Origin of the sequence: Klebsiella sp. 10, assembly GCF_018223925.1 — a bacterium.
GTDB classification, from domain to species: domain Bacteria; phylum Pseudomonadota; class Gammaproteobacteria; order Enterobacterales; family Enterobacteriaceae; genus Klebsiella; species Klebsiella pneumoniae.
Window position 1 is genome coordinate 266,571 of the sequence record NZ_JAGRRB010000005.1, and the last position, 19,995, is coordinate 286,565.

A 19,995-nucleotide genomic window follows, 5' to 3' on the forward strand; every position below is an offset into this window, starting at 1 on the left:
GGGCATCCGGATTACAGATGGGCGGCGATGAGCCGCTGATTGTCCTGATACATCGCGAAGAGATAGTTGTTGTAGCTCGACCCTTTGGTCGAATACCCCTTCAGCTTATGGATCATGGTGCTGGCAGTTACTTCCTGATCCGCCTTGCGCAGCTGCAGGCGCGACTTGCGGAAAGAAGAATAGGCCGGGTGGGTGTTCAGGTTTGTTACGTAAGCCTGCACCGACTGCTCTACCGACTCAAACTGCGAGTAACCTTTCATCGCGCCGCGGCAGCGACCGGCGCCGCACTTCATGCCGAACAGGTTGTTATTCTCGCGCGCCAGCCTGGAGGTACCCCAGCCACTTTCCGCCGCCGCCATGGTCGCCACCATGCTGTTCGGAATAATGTCGACACGCTCAAGCAGCGCGTTCCAGGGCACATGACGCGTATTGCCTGACCACTTCACCTTATAACGGGAAGCGATATCCTTCAGGCGCGCCTTCTCAGTCGGTGACCAGCGAGCATCGTACTGCTTGGAAATAAGCCAGTTACGATCCGCAGTAATCGCCTGATTCTGCTTGGTAATATAAGGCATGACCGTCCGGAGAAACGCTTTTTTCCTTGGTGTTCCGGAAGGGTATTTTCGCAAGTCAGGAAGTGAACTGCTCTTTACACTATTGCGAGAATACTCTTGTTTACTGCTTACCTTAGTACTACTTATCTTCTTTACCGTTGGGGCTTTATGACTCTTTGTCGCTGTGTGCGTTGTCGCCAACACACTACCTGAAAAGATGCAGGTTAGTAACATAAGTATGGCGGCCCCATATCGTCGTATGGGATTCGATATCATCAGGTCTCCTGGTCGGATATATGCATTCCAACACCTTGTTTTTCACAAAAAAACGATAGCTGAATCGCTAATAGTATCAAAAATACGCACTGAGGGCATCAACAGAAATAGTCCAATTCCGAATTGCTGTCATCTGAAATCGGTTTCTGCGGCGCATCGCCAGCGCGAAAATGCTAGCTTCGTCTCATTTTTAGCCTATTTTTTGAGCGGTGTCACTCACCCCTTTTCATCCTCCTGGTAAAACGCGCGTCAGGATGAGTTCACCCGCGCGGCGACAAGGCACACTAGATAAAAACCGCTCACAGGATCTCGCAATGAAACTCGCTGCGCTTGCCACGTTATTCGTGCCTGGGATGGCCTTTGCCGCCTGGACTACCACCGACTTTCCTGCTTTTACCGAAGAAGGGACCGGCCGATTCATCAGCCAGAAAGTGGTTGAGAAGGGTACACGTCCCCTGCAGCTAAATTTTGACCAGCAGTGCTGGCAGCCTTCCGGCGGCATTAAGCTCAACCAGATGCTGTCCATGGAGCCCTGTCGCGGCACACCGCCGCAATGGCGCATCTTCCGCCAGGGTCTGTATACCCTGGAGGTGGATACCCGTTCCGGCACGCCAACGATGATGATTTCGCTGGAGGAAAAAGAGACCAGCGCCGCGACGCCGCAGATCCGCCAGTGTCCGAAGTGGGACGGAAAACCGCTGACCATCGACGTCAGCAAAACCTTCGCCGAGGGCAGCAAGGTCCGCGATTTCTACAGCGGTAATGTCGCGACCGTCAGCGGCGGCAAAATCACCCTGCAGCCCGCCTTCGGCAGCAATGGCCTGCTGCTACTCGAGCGCGCCGAGACCGCCGCCCCGGCGCCGTTTGACTGGCACAATGCCACCGTCTACTTCGTCCTGACCGATCGCTTCGTAAACGGTAACCCGGCCAACGACAACAGCTATGGTCGCCATAAAGACGGCATGCAGGAGATCGGCACCTTCCACGGCGGCGACCTGCAGGGATTAACCAGCAAGCTGGATTATCTGCAGCAGATGGGAGTTAACGCCCTGTGGATCAGTTCCCCGCTCGAGCAGATCCACGGCTGGGTCGGCGGCGGCACGAAGGGCGATTTCCCTCACTACGCCTACCACGGCTATTACACCCAGGACTGGTCGAAACTGGACGCCAACATGGGGACCGAAGCGGATCTCCGCCGACTGGTGGATGAAGCGCATAAGCGCGGAATACGTATTCTGTTCGACGTGGTGATGAACCATGCCGGCTACGCCACCCTGGCCGACATGCAGGAGTTCCAGTTCGGCTCCCTGTATCTGCAAGGCGATGAGCTGAAAAAAACTCTCGGCGAGCGCTGGACGGACTGGAAGCCGGGCGCGGGACAGACCTGGCACAGCTTTAACGACTATATCAACTTCAGCGACAAAGCCGGGTGGGAGAAATGGTGGGGTAAGAAGTGGATCCGCACCGATATCGGCGATTACGACAATCCGGGCTATGACGATCTCACCATGTCGCTGGCCTTCCTGCCGGACCTGAAAACCGAATCGAAGGAGGTCTCAGGCCTGCCGAACTTCTATAACCATAAACCAGACACCGCAGCGAAAGCGATCCCGGGCTATACGCCGCGCGACTATCTGACACACTGGCTGAGCCAGTGGGTACGTGACTACGGCATCGATGGCTTCCGCGTCGATACCGCCAAACATGTGGAGATGGACGCCTGGCAGCAGTTAAAAACCCAGGCCACCGCCGCGCTGGCGGAGTGGAAGAAAGCCAATCCGGATAAAGCGCTGGATGCGGCGCCGTTCTGGATGACCGGCGAAGCGTGGGGACATGGAGTGATGCAGAGCGATTATTATCGCCACGGTTTTGATGCGATGATCAATTTCGACTACCAGGACCAGGCGGCGAAAGCGGCGACCTGTATGGCCAATATTGACCTCACCTGGCAGCAAATGGCGGACAAGCTGCAGAGCTTTAACGTCCTGAGCTACCTCTCCTCGCACGATACGCGGCTGTTCCGCGAAGGCGGCACCACCGCGGCGGAGCTACTGCTGCTGGCCCCTGGCGCCGTGCAGATTTTCTATGGCGACGAATCATCGCGCCCGTTCGGCCCCACCGGCTCGGACCCGCTGCAGGGTACCCGCTCGGAGATGAACTGGCAGGATGTCAACGGCAAGGCGGCCCGCAGCGTTACCCACTGGCAGAAGATCGGCCAGTTCCGCGCTCGCCATCCGGCAATCGGCATGGGCAAACAGACAACGCTGTCGATGCCACGTGGTTACGGGTTCGTGCGTGAGAGCGGTGAAGACAAAGTGATGGTCATCTGGGCCGGCCAGCAGCAGTAATCCACAGGTGGCTCTCCGCCCTGCGGGGAGCCACCATTTAGAACAAAATGCTAACAAAATAGCAATATACAGGATAAAGATAAAAACCCGCCTCCTCCCGCCGATTTGCACCACGCCAGCGCTGGCGTTATGGTTAGCCACTTTCCAGAACCACCGATAGACTATTCGCGATGACATTTTCCCTTTTCGGCGACAAATTCACCCGTCATTCAGGCATCACCCGCTTGATGGAAGACCTTAATGACGGTCTGCGCACGCCGGGCGCTATTATGCTGGGCGGCGGCAACCCCGCTCAGATCCCGGAAATGAATGACTACTTCCAGCAGCTGCTGGCCGACATGCTGGATAATGGCAAAGCCCTTGATGCGCTTTGTAATTATGATGGTCCACAGGGCAAAAGCGAGCTGCTGGCTCTGCTGGCGAACATGCTGCGCGACGAGCTGGGCTGGGAGATCGAACCACAGAATATTGCGCTAACAAACGGCAGTCAGAGCGCATTTTTCTACTTATTTAATCTGTTTGCAGGCCGTCGGGCAGATGGCACCACGCGTAAGGTACTGTTCCCACTGACGCCGGAATATATCGGCTACGCCGATGCCGGTCTGGAAGAGGATCTGTTCGTTGCCACCCGGCCGAACATCGAACTGCTGCCGGAAGGCCAGTTTAAGTACCATGTTGATTTTGAGCATCTGCAGGTGACGGAAGAGACCGGGATGATCTGCGTCTCGCGCCCCACCAACCCGACCGGCAACGTCATCACTGATGAAGAGCTGATCAAACTGGATGCGCTGGCGAATCAGCACGGGGTCCCGCTGGTGATTGATAACGCCTACGGTGTACCGTTCCCGGGCATTATCTTTAGCGACGCCCGACCGCTGTGGAATCCGAACATCGTGCTGTGTATGAGCCTGTCCAAGCTGGGCCTGCCGGGCAGCCGCTGCGGGATTATCATCGCCAACGAAAAAATCATCACCGCCATCAGCAACATGAACGGCATTATTAGCCTCGCCCCTGGCGGCATCGGGCCGGCAATGATGTGCGAAATGATTAAACGACAGGATCTGCTGCGCCTGTCAGAGACGGTGATCAAGCCCTTCTATTACCAGCGGGTGCAGGAAACCATCGCCATTATTCGCCGCTATCTGCCGGAGGAGCGCTGCCTTATTCACAAACCGGAGGGGGCAATCTTCCTCTGGCTGTGGTTTAAGGATCTGCCGATCTCCACCGAGCTGCTGTATCAGCGGCTGAAAAAGCGCGGCGTGCTGATGGTGCCGGGGGATTACTTCTTCCCTGGTCTGGATAAACCGTGGCCGCACACCCACCAGTGTATGCGCATGAACTATGTACCGGACCCGCAAAAAATCGAAGCCGGAGTGAAAATCCTCGCCGAAGAGGTTGAATTTGCCTGGCGCGAACAGGAAACATAATCTCTGACGCCGCGGGCGGGTAACGTTCGTCAGCGACCCCATTCACGCCAGCGCCAGCCGCTGGCGTTTTTGCGCGCATAGCGCTTCCAGCTCCGCGGGAACCATCACCCGCAGCGCCTGCGTTGGGCAGGCGGCCACGCAGGCCGGTCCTTCGGCGCGGTGATGGCATAGATCGCATTTCAACGCCTGCGCCTGCTGGTTCATTACCGTAACGGTCATCGCGCCGTACGGGCAGGCCACCATGCAGCTTTTGCAGCCGATGCAGCGCCGCTGGTCGACCCACCAGACGTCATTGTCGCGCTGAATCGCCCCCTGTGGGCAAACGCTGGCGCAGGGCGCATCCTCGCACTGCCGACAGGCCATCGCCGTCGATATGTCACCGCTTTTCACCACCCGGATACGCGGCGCGAAATGGTTCGTCGACAGGGCGGCGACATCCTGCGCCTGCTGGTGCGCCACCGCGCAGGCCACTTCGCAGGTACGACAGCCGATGCACCGCTGGGCATTGGCAATAAGAAACTGGTTCATCCTCTGCTCCCTGGGGATAAAACCGCAGGGTGCCAGAATATCCCCTGCCCGCGCTTTGATCCTGAATGGAATCAGCGCTGTTTTTTGTCAGATGGCCGGCAGGATGTGGTCATTTGCCTGACGCTTCACGCACCGTGAAACCCAGCTCACGCGAAATTGCTTCGGCGGTCTCACGTAGTGGTTTTAACAAGTTCTTTTCGCCAGCTCCCCGGCACGAAGTCCGCCGGGGAGCCGACGTTAATGATTACCGGAACAATGCCTTATCGCGCAGGATATGATCGTTGCCGCGACGGCGGGTGAAGCCAATCCGATCGAAATACTCCAGGATCTGAATCGCCAGCTTCCGCCCTACGTTTAAGGTATCGCGGAAATCCGCCGCGCAGGTTGAACCGCGCAGCCGATCCAGCTCGCGCACCCGCTGGGCGAACTGCACAATGCGATCGTTGCGGTAGTAACGATCCTTGACGATCGCAGTAATCATCCCCTGCTGCGCCGCCTGGCGCAGCACCGCGCGCATCAGGGACTCTTCAACATGGACTTCGCGCGCAAGATCGCGCACCCACCACGGATCGTCGCCGAACAGAGTCTCCACCTTCTGCCAGACCGCCTGCTGCTCGTCGGTAAACCCGGCTTTATGCTCCGGCAAATGCAGCCAGCCGTGATGGCTGTGGACTAAGCCGCTCTCGCGCATCTGCTCAATCAGCAGCAGCACCAGCGCTTCATCTTCCATCGGCAGCGCGATGCGGCGCAGGCGCTCCCGGCCAGGGCCCGGCTCGTCTCGATGCTGCTCATGGTAGCGCGCAAGGGCATCCAGCAATTTTCGCTGCCAGCGGGCGGCAAGCGGCGCGCTAAGCAGGCGCTGTCCGGCCTGCAGATAGTCCGGTCGCTGGATCAGGGCCGCCATTCCGGCTTCGCTGAGCTGCCGCGCCCAGGCGAAGTGCTCAAGCCGGACGGCATCCCGCTGCAGATGCAGCTCCAGCGCCTGCGCATCGTCAGCGCCGACCGCTGCCAGGGCGTGCAGCCACTGCAGATATTCCGGTTTACGTTTGCCGCGACGCGGAGGATCCAGCGTCACCACCCGTGCGCCCGCCAGCGTCAAGCGAGCAGAGATATCGCGGAGCACCAGCCGGTCGTTATCCGCCAGCCACAGCGGAGTATCCAGCACCAGCTCCGCCAGGTTGCCCTCAAGAAGCGACACCCGGCCGGTAATGTGGCTGGCAGCATGGTGAATATGCAGCGGCTGCCACTGGCTGAGCGGCGTATGGCACTGCAGCTCGACAATCACCCGTTCTGCTGGCTCCGGCGGTGGTGAGGAGAGCAGCCAGTCGCCGCGGTGCACTGCCTCTTTTTGCGCATCGCCGACAATATTCAGCGCAATGCGCTGCCCGGCGTGCGCCTGCTCAACCGCTTGATTCTGGGCATGCAGGCTGCGGACGCGCATCGGCGTGTTGACGCCGGTAAGCCATAGGGTATCCCCGACCCGTACTTCGCCGGAGAGCGCCGTCCCGGTGACCACCAGCCCCGCGCCTTTGACGGTAAAAGCGCGGTCCAGCGCCAGGCGAAACCGCTGCTGCTGCGGGCGGGGGCGCTCCGCAAGCTGCAGCAGATGGCTGCGCAGTTCCGCAATACCGATGTTTTCCGCCGCCGCGGTGGGAAAGAAAGCGACGGCGTCAAAGCCCAGCTCGCCCAGGGTCTGCTCGACCTCTGCCTGAACCTCCGCCACCCTGGCGGCCGCCACGCGGTCCGTTTTGGTCAGCGCCACGGTCAGCGTCGGCTTTCCGGTCAGCTGCAGGATCGCCAGGTGTTCGCGGGTTTGCGCCATCACCCCGTCATCGCAGGCCACCACCAGCAGCGCATGGTCAATACCGCCCACCCCCGCCAGCATGTTGGACAAAAACTTTTCGTGCCCGGGAACGTCAATAAATCCCAGCACCCGCCCGTCCGGCTGCGGCCAGTAGGCATAGCCGAGATCGATCGTCATTCCCCGCGCTTTCTCCTCCGGCAAACGATCGGCATTCACGCCGGTTATCGCCTGCAGCAGCGTCGTTTTGCCGTGGTCAACATGTCCAGCGGTGGCAATAATCATCGTAACAACATCTCCATAAAGCGGGTTTCATCTTCCAGACAGCGCAGGTCCAGCCAGAGCCGACCGTCATAAATGCGGCCAATCACCGGACACGGCAGCGCGCGCCAGCGGGCCGCCAGCGCCTCCAGCCAGCTACCGCGGCCGTCATGCGGGGTAAAGGTCAACGCCGCGCTGGGCAGGCGGTCGACGGGTAACGAGCCGCTGCCAATCTGCGACTGGCAGGCTGCCACGCTGACGGCAAAATCAGCATAGTGTGCCGCCAGGTCAGGCTGCAGGCGTTCAGCCAGCCGGCGGATCTCCTCCGCCGGACGGGTGAGCAGGCGCAGCGTCGGCAATTTCTCCCTCAGCGCCTCCGGGTGCTGATAGAGGCGCAGCGTAGCCTCCAGCGCCGCGAGGGTCATTTTATCGGCGCGCAGGGCCCGCTTCAGCGGATGGCTTTGCAGCTGGGCAATCAGCGCGCGTTTGCCGACGATAATCCCGGCCTGCGGGCCACCGAGCAGCTTGTCGCCGGAGAAACTGACCAGGCTCACCCCGGCGGCGATCATCTCCTGCGGCATCGGCTCCTTTGGCAGGCCATACTGACTGAGATCCACCAGCGACCCGCTGCCCAGGTCGGCTACCACCGGAACATCCAGTTCGCGGCCAATGGCCGCCAGCTCCGCTTCGTCGACGGCTTTGGTAAAGCCCTCAATACTGTAGTTGCTGGTGTGGACCTTCATCAGCAGCGCGGTATTGTCATTCACCGCCTGGCGATAATCTTTGGCATGGGTGCGGTTGGTGGTACCCACTTCTTGCAGCTGGCAACCCGCCTGGCGCATCACGTCGGGGATGCGAAATGCCCCGCCGATCTCCACCAGTTCGCCGCGAGAGACCACCACTTCGCGACCGCTGGCGGTGGCCGCCAGCATCAGCAGAACGGCCGCCGCGTTGTTGTTCACGATACAGGCATCTTCCGCGCCGGTGATCTGGCACAGCAGATCGGCAATGGCGCGATCGCGATGGCCGCGCCCGGCGTCGTCGAGATCATATTCGAGCGTCACCGGCGCGCGCATCGCGCTGGCAACCGCCTCCACGGCCGACTCCGCCTGGATGGCGCGCCCCAGATTGGTATGCAATACCGTACCGGTGAGATTAAACACCGGACGCAGGGCGCTCCGCTGGCCGGCGGTGAGCCGCTGCTCACAGGCGTGCAGCCAGTCATGGCTCCAGTCAGGCAGTGTCTGACACTGGCGGATCTGTTCCCGCGCCTCGTCCAGCATCTGGCGCAGCTGCGTCACCACCTGCGAATGGCCGTGCTGCGCCAGCAGGGAGGAAAAAGCGGGGTCGCGGAGTAAGCGGTCAATGGCCGGAAGCCGGGTATAAAGCGCACGAATTTCGGTAGTCATGAATGGGCCTGGCGGTAAGTTATTTTCCCCCCTCCCGACGGGAGAGGGAGTCAACAATCAGCGGCGATTGTAACGCCTCCTTGCGCAAACTGTTACCTGCCTGGGTCAAGTCCGCGGCGGTTCGGTGCGCGCAAAGCTGGCGCGCTGGAACAGCGCATCCACCAACTTCACCAACTGCGGCCGGGTGGCGCACCAGCCCGGCGCCACCCGGCGAAAGTTCAGGTAGGCAATGGCGCAGGCCGTAGAGATGGTCGCCAGATTGACCTCGTCACCGCGTAGCGTTCCGTCCGCCGCGCAGGCTTCCAGCCTGTCGAGGCCGCGCGCCACTTTCTCCCGCTGGCGGAGCAGCTCTTGCTCTGACTGTTGGGCCGCAGGGCGAGCTTTTTCGCGCACCAGCGCCTGGGCGGCCTCCATCACCCCATCTGCCAGCGCCTCAAGCTGGCGCATCCTGAGAGCGGCTCTGGGATCGGCGGGAATCATCGGCGGCGCCACGCCCAGCAGCTCGAGATACTGCGCGATAACCGGAGAATCAAACCAGCATTCGCCGTCATCTGTCACCAGCGCCGGCACTTTGCCCAGCGGGTTATAGCGCGACACGCCGTTGCTTTCGCTGTAGGGGGATTCGTTGACAAATTCAAAAGGGATGCGCTTTTCCAGCAAGATCACCGATATTTTGCGCACAAAGGGACTGGTGTAGCTGCCGATCAGTTTCATAGCCTGCTCCTTATCGCCAACAAAGATATGAGTATGGCTCAGGGCGAGGTAAAAGGCAGGTGAGCATCCCGCTCAACCTGCCGCCGATCGCATTAATGGTCGAGATAGAGGTAGTGCATCCAGCTGGTCATCCGCAGCAGCACTTTACGCATCACCGAAACGTGGGCGAAATGGTCGGAGTAGACCGCCACCTGCGCATAGATGCCATCGGGTAGTGCATCGATTTCGGCATTCGGATCGAGCTCAATGGTCGCCAGCACGCCATCGCTGCCCGGCGTCACGGTCAGCGACTGCAACGCCCCCTGCGCCTGATAGGTTCCCCCCGGCACCACCGGTAAAATGCTCACCAGTTTGCCGTGGAATACCTGTCCGGGCAGGGCGTTAAACACCGCTTCCGCGTCGTCGCCTTTCTCCAGCCTTAACAGGGAATTTTGCCGAAACTGGGCGACGATCAGCCGTTTTTGCTCGGGGATAAACACCATCACCGGACGCAGCGGCAGCGAGGCGGCATAGGTCCCCGGACGGATCAGCACCTGGGTGATATACCCATCGCTTGGCGCCCGCACGGTGGTCTGATCGAGATTATATTTCGCCTCCGCCAACTGGGCGCGCAGGCTGGCCACTTGCGACTGCTCGCCGTTGATCATGCTGTCCAGCTGGCTCTGGATCTGCGCCTGCTCCGCCACCGACGCCTTGACCAGCGCGTCCTGGGCAAGGTAATTCTGCCTGGCGTTATCGATGTCGCTTTCCGAGAACGGGTTCACCCGCGCCTGGCTCCCTTTCAGGTAGCGCTGATAGTCCTTGTATAAGCGATCGCGTTCCGCCGACACGCGGGTGGTGTTGGCCTGGGCTTCAGAGAGCTGCGCTTTGAGGGTGTTAATACTGTGCAGCGCCGTCACCAGGTCGGCCTGCAGACGGTCGACCCGCGCCTGATAGCGCGCCGGGTCAATAGTAAAAAGCACCTCACCCTTTTTGACGCGCTGATTCGCTTTGTCGGTGACGCTGTTAACCACTCCGGTAACCTGCGGCGTAATAGGAATAGATATCACCGCCTTTTGCGCCAGAAAGGTGTAAGGGTGGTTATAGTTCATTAATAAAATAAGCGCGCTAACAATAAATACGCCCCCCAGCGCCGCGGTAGGTACCGTCCATTTATTTACCGGTATTTTGAAGATTTTAAATATCGACCAGGCGATGGCCACGTAGGTCAAAATTATCAACAGATCCATAGATTATTTCTCCGCCGCAGAGGTGGACTGCGGCCGCTGGATGGCCGCCACCTGGTGTTCAAGGTCGCTCAGTCGTTGGCGAAGCTGTTGTATATCGGTCTCTTTTTCAGGTTCGTCAGGGGCCGTATTCGCCTTATGCTGCATGCCCCAGCCGCGCTCAGGCTGGTACAACGTGGCCCAAATCCATAAAAACGGCCAGATGACGTGGAGAGTAAAAAGACTGACCCATCCGGCGACATGAATAGCATCGGAATGAGGGTGGTTGCGTTTTTTGGCGATCAAATAAGGAATATCGTGAATAATGATAATCCCATAAAAAATGACCAGAAAAACGAAGATCAGAACGCCCAGCGCAAAATAATTGAGAAACATAATTCCCTGGCTTTACGCTAATAATTTATATGAATTTTATTCACGACCCACTGACATTCGGGCCGCTATTTTGAGCATAATTCACGCCTTTCATTTTTGCCATCCGGCGTAAAAAAGTTATTCGGCAGTTAAGGTTGCTTAGTTACAGAGCCATCTCGCCCTGGCCGCAAAACCGGGCCGAGATCACAGCGGCAAAAATCCACCGTGAAATTCTTTGTGATCAAAATCACAAACAAACAACAAAACCACGAAACAAAATTGTGACAAATATCACACAAAAAGGCAGATCAGCGGCTAAAAAGGCGCTGTGTTGTTTTTTTACACAGGAATTATGTGATCAGCATCACTACAAAAAGCGCTTTGCCCCCTATATTCATGTGATCCGTATCACACAAAAGGGCGCTAGCTGGACAGCTAAACGATTCAGTGCCAGATTTCGCACTATCAATCAGGGCCCGGCTACCTCTGCCGCCACATTAACAACAAACCTCGGGCTTTAAGCCTGCGCGATACGCAAAACAGAAGAAGGGGTGTTTTATGTCATCCGATATCAAGATCAAGGTGCAAAGCTTTGGTCGTTTCCTCAGCAATATGGTGATGCCGAATATCGGCGCGTTTATCGCGTGGGGTATCATCACCGCGCTTTTCATTCCGACAGGGTGGTTGCCAAACGAAACGCTGGCGAAGCTGGTCGGTCCGATGATCACCTACCTGCTGCCGCTGCTGATCGGTTACACCGGCGGTAAATTAGTCGGCGGCGAACGTGGTGGCGTGGTCGGGGCGATCACCACCATGGGCGTTATCGTCGGCGCGGATATGCCGATGTTCCTCGGCTCCATGATTGCCGGCCCGCTGGGCGGCTACTGCATCAAGAAGTTCGATAACTGGGTAGACGGTAAGATCAAATCCGGTTTTGAAATGCTGGTGAATAACTTCTCCGCCGGCATCATCGGGATGATCCTCGCCATTCTGGCCTTCCTCGGCATTGGCCCGGCGGTCGAAGTTCTGTCGAAAATTCTGGCGGCTGGCGTTAACTTTATGGTGGCGCACGACATGCTGCCGCTGGCGTCTATCTTCGTCGAACCGGCAAAAATCCTGTTCCTTAACAACGCCATCAACCACGGTATCTTCTCGCCGCTGGGTATTCAGCAGTCCCACGAGCTGGGTAAATCCATCTTCTTCCTGATTGAAGCTAACCCGGGTCCAGGGATGGGCGTTCTGCTGGCGTACATGTTCTTTGGCCGCGGCAGCGCAAAACAGTCTGCAGGCGGGGCGGCTATCATCCACTTCCTGGGTGGTATCCATGAAATCTACTTCCCGTACGTGCTGATGAACCCGCGCCTGATCCTGGCCGTTATCCTCGGCGGGATGACCGGTGTCTTCACCCTGACTATCCTCAATGGCGGTCTGGTTTCCCCGGCTTCCCCAGGCTCTATCCTGGCGGTACTGGCGATGACGCCGAAAGGCGCCTACTTCGCTAACATCGCCGCGATTATCGCAGCGATGGCGGTCTCCTTCGTGGTCTCTGCGGTTCTGCTCAAGACCAGCAAAGTTAAAGAAGAAGACGATATCGAAGCCGCAACGCGTCGTATGCATGACATGAAAGCGGAATCCAAAGGCGCCAGCCCGCTGGCGGCCGGTAATGTCACCAACGACCTGAGCCATGTGCGTAAAATCATCGTCGCCTGCGACGCCGGGATGGGTTCCAGCGCCATGGGCGCCGGGGTACTGCGCAAGAAAGTGCAGGATGCCGGGCTGAGCAACATCTCGGTCACCAACAGCGCAATCAATAACCTGCCGCCGGATGTTGACCTGGTCATCACCCACCGCGACCTTACCGAGCGCGCCATGCGCCAGGTGCCTCAGGCGCAGCATATTTCGCTGACCAACTTCCTCGACAGCGGTCTGTACACCAGCCTGACCGAGCGCCTGGTCGCGGCCCAGCGCCACATCGACAACGAAGTCAAAGTCACCGATAGCCTGAAAGACAGCTTTGACGATACTAACAACAACCTGTTCCAGCTGGGCGCGGATAACATCTTCCTCGGTCGCAAAGCAGCCACCAAAGAAGAAGCGATTCGCTTCGCCGGTGAGCAGCTGGTGAAAGGCGGTTACGTTGAGCCGGAATATGTGCAGGCGATGCTGGACCGCGAAAAACTGACCTCGACCTATCTCGGCGAGTCCATTGCGGTACCGCACGGCACCATCGAAGCGAAGGACCGCGTGCTGAAAACCGGCGTCGTCTTCTGCCAGTACCCGGAAGGCGTGCGCTTCGGTGAAGAAGAAGATGAAGTCGCGCGTCTGGTCATCGGCATCGCCGCTCGTAATAACGAGCACATTCAGGTTATCACCAGTCTGACTAACGCGCTGGATGACGAAACCGTGATTGAGCGCCTGGCGAAAACCACCAGCGTCGACGAAGTTCTGGCACTGTTAAATAAATAATCAGCGCTATCCAACCCTCTCCTTTGGGAGAGGGTTGGGGTGAGGGGAAAGGCCTCACCCCAGCCCTCTCAGGTGAAAACATTAATTGAAGGTTAATACTATGAAAGCATTACATTTTGGCGCAGGTAATATCGGACGTGGCTTTATCGGTAAATTGCTGGCCGACGCGGGCATTGAACTGACGTTCGCCGATGTCAATCAGACCTTACTTGATGCCCTGAATGCCCGTCATAGCTATCAGGTTCACGTCGTCGGTGAGAATGAGCAAGTGGATACTGTCTCCGGCGTCAATGCCGTCAGCAGCATCGGCGATGAGGTTGTGGACCTGATCGCTGAAGTGGATCTGGTCACCACCGCCGTCGGTCCCGTCGTGCTCGAGCGCATCGCGCCAGCGATCGCCAAAGGGCTGGCGCAGCGCAAAGCGCAGGGCACCGAACGCCCGCTGAACATCATCGCCTGCGAAAATATGGTGCGCGGCACCACGCAGTTAAAAGGCCACGTGTTTAACGCGCTGGCGGAAGAAGATAAAGCGTGGGTGGAAGCGCATATCGGCTTTGTCGACTCTGCCGTTGACCGTATTGTGCCGCCATCGGCTTCCGCCACTCATGACCCGCTGGAAGTCACCGTGGAAACCTTTAGCGAATGGATTGTCGATAAGACTCAGTTCAAGGGCGCGCTGCCGACTATCCCGGGAATGGAATTAACTGATAACCTGATGGCATTTGTCGAACGCAAGCTCTTCACCTTGAACACCGGGCATGCTATAACCGCCTACCTCGGAAAACTGGCGGGCCATCAGACGATTCGCGACGCGATCCTCGACAAGAAAATTCGTGCCGTCGTGCAGGGCGCGATGGAAGAGAGCGGCGCGGTGCTGATCAAACGTTACGCCTTTGACCCGCAGAAGCACGCGGCTTATATCCAGAAAATACTTGGCCGTTTCGAGAACCCGTACCTGAAAGACGATGTTGAGCGCGTTGGCCGTCAGCCGCTGCGCAAACTGAGCGCTGGCGACCGTTTAATTAAGCCGCTGCTGGGTACACTGGAATACGGGCTGCCGCACCGCAACCTGGTGAAAGGGATTGCGGCGGCGATGCATTTCCGTAGCGAAGACGATCCGCAGGCGCAGGAGCTGGCGGCACTGATCGCCGACAAGGGGCCGCAGGCCGCGCTGGCGCAGATTTCCGGCCTGGATGCCGCAAGTGATGTCGTCGCGGAGGCCGTTAACGACTACAACGCGGAAAAATGATGCACAACCTGGCGCGACCAACGTCGCGCCCATTACGACTCCTGTCAGATATGCAGGCAATGATGGAAGAAACACAAGCATTTGAAAACCGTGTGCTTGAGCGTCTGAATGCTGGCAAAACCGTACGAAGCTTCCTGATCGCCACCGTCGAGCTGTTAACGGAAGCGGTCAATATTCTGGTGCTTCAGGTGTTCCGTAAAGACGACTACGCGGTGAAATACGCCGTCGAGCCCTTGCTGGAGGGCAGCGGGCCGCTCGGCGATCTCTCTGTACGCCTGAAGCTGATTTATGGCCTTGGGGTGATAAGTCGTGCCGAATATGAAGACGCTGAGCTGCTGATGGCCCTGCGCGAAGAGCTTAACCACGACGGCAATGAGTACAGCTTTACCGACGACGAAATTATCGGTCCGTTCGGCGAGCTGCACTGCGTCGCCGCCCTGCCGCCAACGCCGCAATTTGATGACAGCGATGCCGAACTGCTGGCAATGCAGAAACTGCGTTACCAGCAGATGGTGCGCTCAACGATGGTGCTGTCCCTGACTGAGCTGATTTCACGAATCAGCTTAAAAAAAGCCTTTCAGAAATCAACGCTCTGATTCCGGTTCCGTCTGGTCGCAGGTCGGCCGGTAAAGCTGACGATAATATTCCAGACGCTGCAGGAACAACGCTTCCTTATCCTGAGGAATGTCTCGCGGTACATGCTGCAGACGCGGAGACTTTTTCAAATACTCCATAAACGCCTGACTGGAAGCCATAAAATCAACCGCTTTGTCGATTAAACGTGGTACGCCGTCGCCGATCTTTGCCATCACGTCCTCCTTTTGGGAATAATCTGATTAAGCATTAGCCAATTCACCAGCGTGGGTTAAGGAAAACGTGCTTATCTGCCGACAGGCTTCACAGAAATGAAATTAGAACGGGTATTAGGCGGAATATTAATAAAATTCAAATTATTAGCGATAAATGATATTGCATTCCGCGGGCGACAAACGGCGAATTTTTGATAAATAGCTATCAACAATAGCGGTCACGGCACATACTATAGGCGAATGAAGCCCCTTTATTAACAGATCAAATCACCATGAAAGAAGTCGAAAAGAATGAAATCAAGCGTCTGAGCGATCGTCTCGACGCCATCCGCCACCAGCAGGCCGAGCTGTCGCTGGTGGAAGCCGCCGATAAATACGCTGAACTGGAAAAAGAAAAAGCCACTCTGGAAACGGAGATTGAACGTCTGCGTTCCGTCCAGAGCCAGAAGCTGAGCAAAGAGGCGCAGAAGCTGATGAGCCTGCCGTTCCGCCGCGCGATTACCAAAAAAGAGCAGGCCGATATGGGCAAGCTGAAGAAAAGCGTTCGCGGCCTGGTGGTTGTCCATCCGATGACCGCCCTGGGCCGGGAAATGGGTCTGAAAGAGATGACCGGTTTCGCCCGCAGCGAATTTTGATCCCCAGCCCTCTCCGTACGGAGAGGGCTATTCTGTCTTCACTCCCCCACATTTTTACCTTCAGCCGGGTCGATTGGTCCAACCAATAATTTCATCCACCCCCTGGCAGTTCACAAATCCGTCAAAACCCATCACAAACCCGTTGCTTGTGAGCAACATCTGATTAACCATTCGTTGTCATCAACCCTGATACCCTTAATTGGCCGGGCCAATTTTACCTTCGGTGGGATCGGCAATGAGCGCAGACTCAGCCCTCCTCTCCTGGCGGCCCGATGGAGACCCTGCATGAATCTCTGGCAACAAAACTACGATCCCGCCGGTAATATCTGGCTATCCAGTCTTATCGCATCGCTACCGATTCTGTTTTTCTTTTTTGCGCTGATTAAGCTCAAACTCAAAGGCTACATCGCTGCCACCTGGACCGTCGCAATCGCGCTGGTCGTTGCCTTACTGTTCTATAAAATGCCGGTGGACCGCGCCTTAGCCTCGGTGGTCTACGGCTTCTTCTACGGCCTGTGGCCTATCGCGTGGATTATTATCGCCGCGGTCTTCGTCTATAAAATCTCGGTGAAGACCGGACAGTTCGACATCATCCGCTCATCGATTCTGTCGATTACGCCGGACCAGCGCCTGCAGATGCTGATCGTCGGCTTCTCGTTCGGCGCCTTTCTCGAAGGAGCGGCGGGTTTCGGCGCACCGGTCGCGATTACCGCCGCGCTGCTGGTTGGTCTCGGGTTTAACCCGCTGTATGCGGCTGGCCTGTGCCTGATCGTCAACACCGCGCCGGTGGCCTTCGGCGCGATGGGCATCCCGATTCTGGTCGCCGGCCAGGTGACCGGTATCGATAGCTTCGCCATCGGCCAGATGGTGGGCCGCCAGCTGCCGTTCCTGACCATTATCGTGCTGTTCTGGATCATGGCGATTATGGATGGCTGGCGCGGCATTAAAGAGACCTGGCCGGCGGTGATAGTCGCAGGCGGTTCGTTCGCTATTGCCCAGTACCTCAGCTCTAACTTCCTTGGCCCGGAGCTGCCGGATATCATCTCGTCGCTGGTCTCCCTGGTCTGTCTGACCCTGTTCCTCAAACGCTGGCAGCCGGTACGCATCTTCCGCTTCGGCGATCTCGGCGCCTCGCAGGTGGATATGACGCTGGCCCGCACACGCTACACGGCGGGACAAGTGATCCGCGCCTGGTCGCCGTTCCTGTTCCTGACCGCCACCGTGACCCTGTGGAGCGTGCCGCCATTCAAAGCGCTGTTCGCTCCTGGCGGCGCGATGTATGACTTCGTTATCAATATTTCGGTACCATTCCTCGACAAAATGGTTGCCCGTATGCCGCCGGTGGTTAGCGCCGCGACGCCCTACGCCGCGGTGTATAAATTCGACTGGCTGTCGGCAACCGGCACCGCCATTCTGTTCGCCGCCCTGCTGTCCATCGTCTGGCTGCGCATGAAGCCGAAAGATGCGCTGACCACCTTCGCCGGGACGCTGAAGGATCTGGCGCTGCCGATCTACTCTATCGGCATGGTGCTGGCGTTCGCCTTTATCTCTAACTATTCCGGGCTGTCGTCGACCCTGGCCCTGGCGCTGGCCCATACCGGCCACGCGTTTACCTTCTTCTCGCCGTTCCTTGGCTGGCTGGGGGTATTCCTGACCGGTTCGGACACCTCGTCTAACGCCCTGTTCGCCGCGCTGCAGGCAACGGCGGCGCAGCAGATTGGCGTCTCCGATATTCTGCTGGTCGCGGCTAATACCACCGGCGGCGTTACCGGCAAGATGATTTCCCCGCAGTCGATCGCCATCGCCTGCGCCGCGGTAGGCCTGGTGGGCAAAGAGTCGGATCTGTTCCGCTTTACCGTCAAACACAGCCTGATCTTCACCTGCATGGTGGGGCTGATCACCACGCTGCAGGCCTACGTTTTAACCTGGATGATCCCGTGATAGTGATGCCTAAACGCCTGGCCGACGACGTGGCGCGTCGCGTCCGGGCGCTGATTGAAGAACAACAACTGGAGGCGGGCATGCGACTGCCCGCCGAGCGCCAGCTCGCCGCCCAGCTCGGCGTCTCACGCAATTCCCTGCGCGAAGCGCTGGCGATGCTGGTCAATGAAGGGGTGCTGTTGAGCCGTCGCGGCGGCGGCACCTTCGTCCGCTTTCAGCATGAGCCGTGGTCAGAGCAAAACATCGTCCAGCCGCTGAAGACGCTGCTGGCCGATGACCCGGACTACAGCTTCGATATCCTCGAAGCCCGCCACGCCATCGAAGCCAGCACCGCGTGGCACGCGGCGATGCGCGCCACCGACGCCGATAAAGAAAAAATTCGTCTGTGCTTTGAAGCGACCCAGAGTGAAGACCCGGATATCGCCTCGCAGGCGGATGTCCGCTTTCACCTGGCGATCGCCGAAGCCTCGCATAACGTGGTGCTCCTGCAAACCATGCGCGGCTTTTTCGACCTGCTGCACTCCTCCGTTAAGCAGAGCCGCCAGCGCATGTATCAGGTGCCGCCGGTGTTTGCCCGCCTGACCGAACAGCACCAGGCCGTCATGGAGGCGATTGTCGCCGGCGACGCCGAGGCGGCGCGCCAGGCGATGATGGGCCACTTAGGCTTTGTCCACGCCACCATCAAACGTTTTGATGAAGACCAGGCCCGCCAGGCGCGAATTACCCGCCTGCCCGGTGACCACAATGAAAATTCCAGGGAGAACTCGTGATGATTATTTCCGCCGCCAGCGACTATCGCGCCGCCGCACAGCGTATCCTGCCGCCGTTTCTGTTCCACTATATTGACGGCGGCGCCTACGCCGAACATACCCTGCGCCGCAACGTCGAGGACCTTTCCGATGTAGCCTTGCGCCAGCGTATTTTGCGCAATATGTCGGACCTGAGTCTGGAAACGACGTTATTCAACGAGAAGCTGGCGATGCCGACGGCGTTGGCGCCGGTCGGGCTGTGCGGGATGTACGCCCGCCGCGGCGAAGTGCAGGCCGCCGGCGCGGCGGACGACAAAGGCATTCCGTTCACCCTCTCTACCGTTTCCGTCTGCCCGATCGAAGAGGTCGCCCCGACCATCAAGCGCCCGATGTGGTTCCAGCTGTATGTCCTGCGCGACCGCGGCTTTATGCGCAATGCGCTGGAGCGCGCCAAAGCCGCGGGCTGCTCGACGCTGGTCTTTACCGTCGATATGCCGACTCCCGGCGCCCGCTACCGCGACGCCCATTCAGGCATGAGCGGCCCGAACGCCGCCCTGCGCCGCTACTGGCAGGCCGTCACCCATCCGCAGTGGGCGTGGGACGTCGGCCTTAACGGTCGCCCGCACGATCTGGGCAATATCTCCGCCTATCTCGGCAAACCGACCGGGCTTGAGGATTACATTGGCTGGCTGGCGAATAACTTCGATCCGTCGATTTCATGGAAAGACCTGGAGTGGATCCGCGATTTCTGGGACGGTCCGATGGTGATCAAAGGGATCCTCGATCCGGAGGACGCCCGCGATGCGGTGCGCTTCGGCGCTGACGGCATTGTCGTCTCCAACCACGGCGGCCGCCAGCTCGATGGCGTGCTCTCCTCGGCCCGCGCCCTGCCGGCAATTGCCGACGCGGTGAAAGGCGACATCACTATTCTCGCCGACAGCGGCATCCGTAACGGGCTCGACGTGGTACGGATGATCGCTCTGGGCGCCGACAGCGTGCTACTGGGCCGCGCTTACCTGTACGCCCTGGCGACCCACGGTAAGCAGGGCGTGGCGAATCTGCTGAACCTCATCGAGAAAGAGATGAAAGTGGCGATGACCCTCACCGGGGCGAAAAGCATCCGTGAAATCAGCCGTGATTCGCTGGTGCAGAACGCCGAAGCGCTGCAGACCTTCGATGCGCTGAAGCAGAATAACGCCGCGTAGTTCTCCACGTTTTCCCTTACGCCGCCCCTCTCCCTCAGGGTGA

The 19,995-nt window shown here is 58.5% G+C and carries 17 protein-coding genes and 1 pseudogene; 9 read left to right on the forward strand and 9 right to left on the reverse strand.

Translation table 11 applies throughout. The features are described from left to right. Positions 1-11: 11 nt before the first annotated feature. Complete coding sequence (locus tag KHQ26_RS07120; protein WP_004188166.1) at positions 12-830, reverse strand: protein bax; 819 nt, start codon at positions 828-830, stop codon at positions 12-14. A 314-nt stretch (positions 831-1,144) separates the two neighbouring features. Here KHQ26_RS07120 and KHQ26_RS07125 point away from each other — a divergent pair, with 314 nt between their 5' ends. Continuing rightward, positions 1,145-3,178 carry an alpha-amylase gene (locus KHQ26_RS07125; RefSeq protein WP_020804944.1) on the forward strand — a complete coding sequence of 678 codons (2,034 nt, stop codon included), beginning with the start codon at positions 1,145-1,147 and terminating at the stop codon, positions 3,176-3,178. A 170-nt stretch (positions 3,179-3,348) separates the two neighbouring features. Beyond that, on the forward strand, positions 3,349-4,605 hold the full coding sequence (avtA, locus tag KHQ26_RS07130; protein ID WP_211777869.1) for a valine--pyruvate transaminase: 1,257 nt from the start codon (positions 3,349-3,351) through the stop codon (positions 4,603-4,605). A 42-nt stretch (positions 4,606-4,647) separates the two neighbouring features. Here the strand turns inward: avtA and KHQ26_RS07135 are convergent, their stop codons facing one another. From KHQ26_RS07135 to KHQ26_RS07165, 7 genes and pseudogenes are all read right to left on the reverse strand, one after another. Next, positions 4,648-5,133: a 4Fe-4S dicluster domain-containing protein gene (locus KHQ26_RS07135; protein ID WP_002922360.1), complete on the reverse strand. Its 486-nt coding sequence runs from the start codon at positions 5,131-5,133 to the stop codon at positions 4,648-4,650. Positions 5,134-5,242: 109 nt separating this feature from the next. Continuing rightward, positions 5,243-5,335: pseudogene (locus KHQ26_RS07140) on the reverse strand (IclR family transcriptional regulator); the annotation flags it as partial. 42 nt (positions 5,336-5,377) lie between these two features. Continuing rightward, positions 5,378-7,219, reverse strand: a complete 1,842-nt coding sequence (selB, locus tag KHQ26_RS07145; RefSeq protein ID WP_020804947.1) for a selenocysteine-specific translation elongation factor — start codon at positions 7,217-7,219, stop codon at positions 5,378-5,380. Further along, a complete protein-coding gene (gene selA, locus KHQ26_RS07150) occupies positions 7,216-8,604 on the reverse strand; it encodes an L-seryl-tRNA(Sec) selenium transferase (RefSeq protein WP_020804954.1) in 1,389 nt (462 codons plus the stop codon). Before selA ends, selB begins: the two co-directional genes overlap by 4 nt. Positions 8,605-8,709: 105 nt before the next feature. Next, positions 8,710-9,318, reverse strand: a complete 609-nt coding sequence (locus KHQ26_RS07155) for a glutathione S-transferase (RefSeq protein WP_017900037.1) — start codon at positions 9,316-9,318, stop codon at positions 8,710-8,712. Between the two features lie 92 nt (positions 9,319-9,410). Further along, positions 9,411-10,547, reverse strand: coding sequence for an HlyD family secretion protein (locus KHQ26_RS07160; protein WP_002922393.1), 1,137 nt, complete (start codon positions 10,545-10,547; stop codon positions 9,411-9,413). 3 nt (positions 10,548-10,550) lie between these two features. Beyond that, positions 10,551-10,919 carry a DUF3302 domain-containing protein gene (locus KHQ26_RS07165; RefSeq protein ID WP_004152044.1) on the reverse strand — a complete coding sequence of 123 codons (369 nt, stop codon included), beginning with the start codon at positions 10,917-10,919 and terminating at the stop codon, positions 10,551-10,553. Positions 10,920-11,456: 537 nt separating this feature from the next. Here KHQ26_RS07165 and mtlA point away from each other — a divergent pair. The 3 genes from mtlA to mtlR all read left to right on the forward strand — a co-directional run bounded on the left by mtlA (position 11,457) and on the right by mtlR (position 15,209). Further along, the gene (gene mtlA, locus KHQ26_RS07170) at positions 11,457-13,364 is read left to right on the forward strand and encodes a PTS mannitol transporter subunit IICBA (protein WP_002922397.1); all 1,908 of its coding nucleotides are present in this window, start codon (positions 11,457-11,459) and stop codon (positions 13,362-13,364) included. A gap of 100 nt (positions 13,365-13,464) precedes the next feature. Then, on the forward strand, positions 13,465-14,613 hold the full coding sequence (gene mtlD, locus KHQ26_RS07175; RefSeq protein ID WP_004188149.1) for a mannitol-1-phosphate 5-dehydrogenase: 1,149 nt from the start codon (positions 13,465-13,467) through the stop codon (positions 14,611-14,613). Continuing rightward, positions 14,613-15,209 (forward strand): mannitol operon repressor MtlR, encoded by a 597-nt coding sequence (gene mtlR, locus KHQ26_RS07180; protein WP_002922401.1) that lies wholly within the window; start codon positions 14,613-14,615, stop codon positions 15,207-15,209. The genes mtlD and mtlR overlap by 1 nt, the downstream gene beginning before the upstream one ends. On the opposite strand, the gene KHQ26_RS07185 is transcribed toward mtlR, so the two are convergent. Beyond that, the gene (locus KHQ26_RS07185; protein ID WP_002922402.1) at positions 15,198-15,422 is read right to left on the reverse strand and encodes a hypothetical protein; all 225 of its coding nucleotides are present in this window, start codon (positions 15,420-15,422) and stop codon (positions 15,198-15,200) included. The genes mtlR and KHQ26_RS07185 overlap by 12 nt on opposite strands. A 272-nt stretch (positions 15,423-15,694) precedes the next feature. On the opposite strand from KHQ26_RS07185, the gene KHQ26_RS07190 reads away from it, so the two are divergent. From KHQ26_RS07190 to lldD, 4 genes are all read left to right on the forward strand, one after another. After that, positions 15,695-16,057: a YibL family ribosome-associated protein gene (locus KHQ26_RS07190; protein ID WP_002922410.1), complete on the forward strand. Its 363-nt coding sequence runs from the start codon at positions 15,695-15,697 to the stop codon at positions 16,055-16,057. A gap of 285 nt (positions 16,058-16,342) precedes the next feature. Continuing rightward, positions 16,343-17,998 carry an L-lactate permease gene (lldP, locus tag KHQ26_RS07195; protein ID WP_002922413.1) on the forward strand — a complete coding sequence of 552 codons (1,656 nt, stop codon included), beginning with the start codon at positions 16,343-16,345 and terminating at the stop codon, positions 17,996-17,998. Then, on the forward strand, positions 17,995-18,768 hold the full coding sequence (lldR, locus tag KHQ26_RS07200; protein WP_002922415.1) for a transcriptional regulator LldR: 774 nt from the start codon (positions 17,995-17,997) through the stop codon (positions 18,766-18,768). Before lldP ends, lldR begins: the two co-directional genes overlap by 4 nt. Continuing rightward, positions 18,768-19,952, forward strand: a complete 1,185-nt coding sequence (gene lldD, locus KHQ26_RS07205) for an FMN-dependent L-lactate dehydrogenase LldD (protein WP_002922420.1) — start codon at positions 18,768-18,770, stop codon at positions 19,950-19,952. Before lldR ends, lldD begins: the two co-directional genes overlap by 1 nt. Positions 19,953-19,995 lie beyond the last annotated feature (43 nt).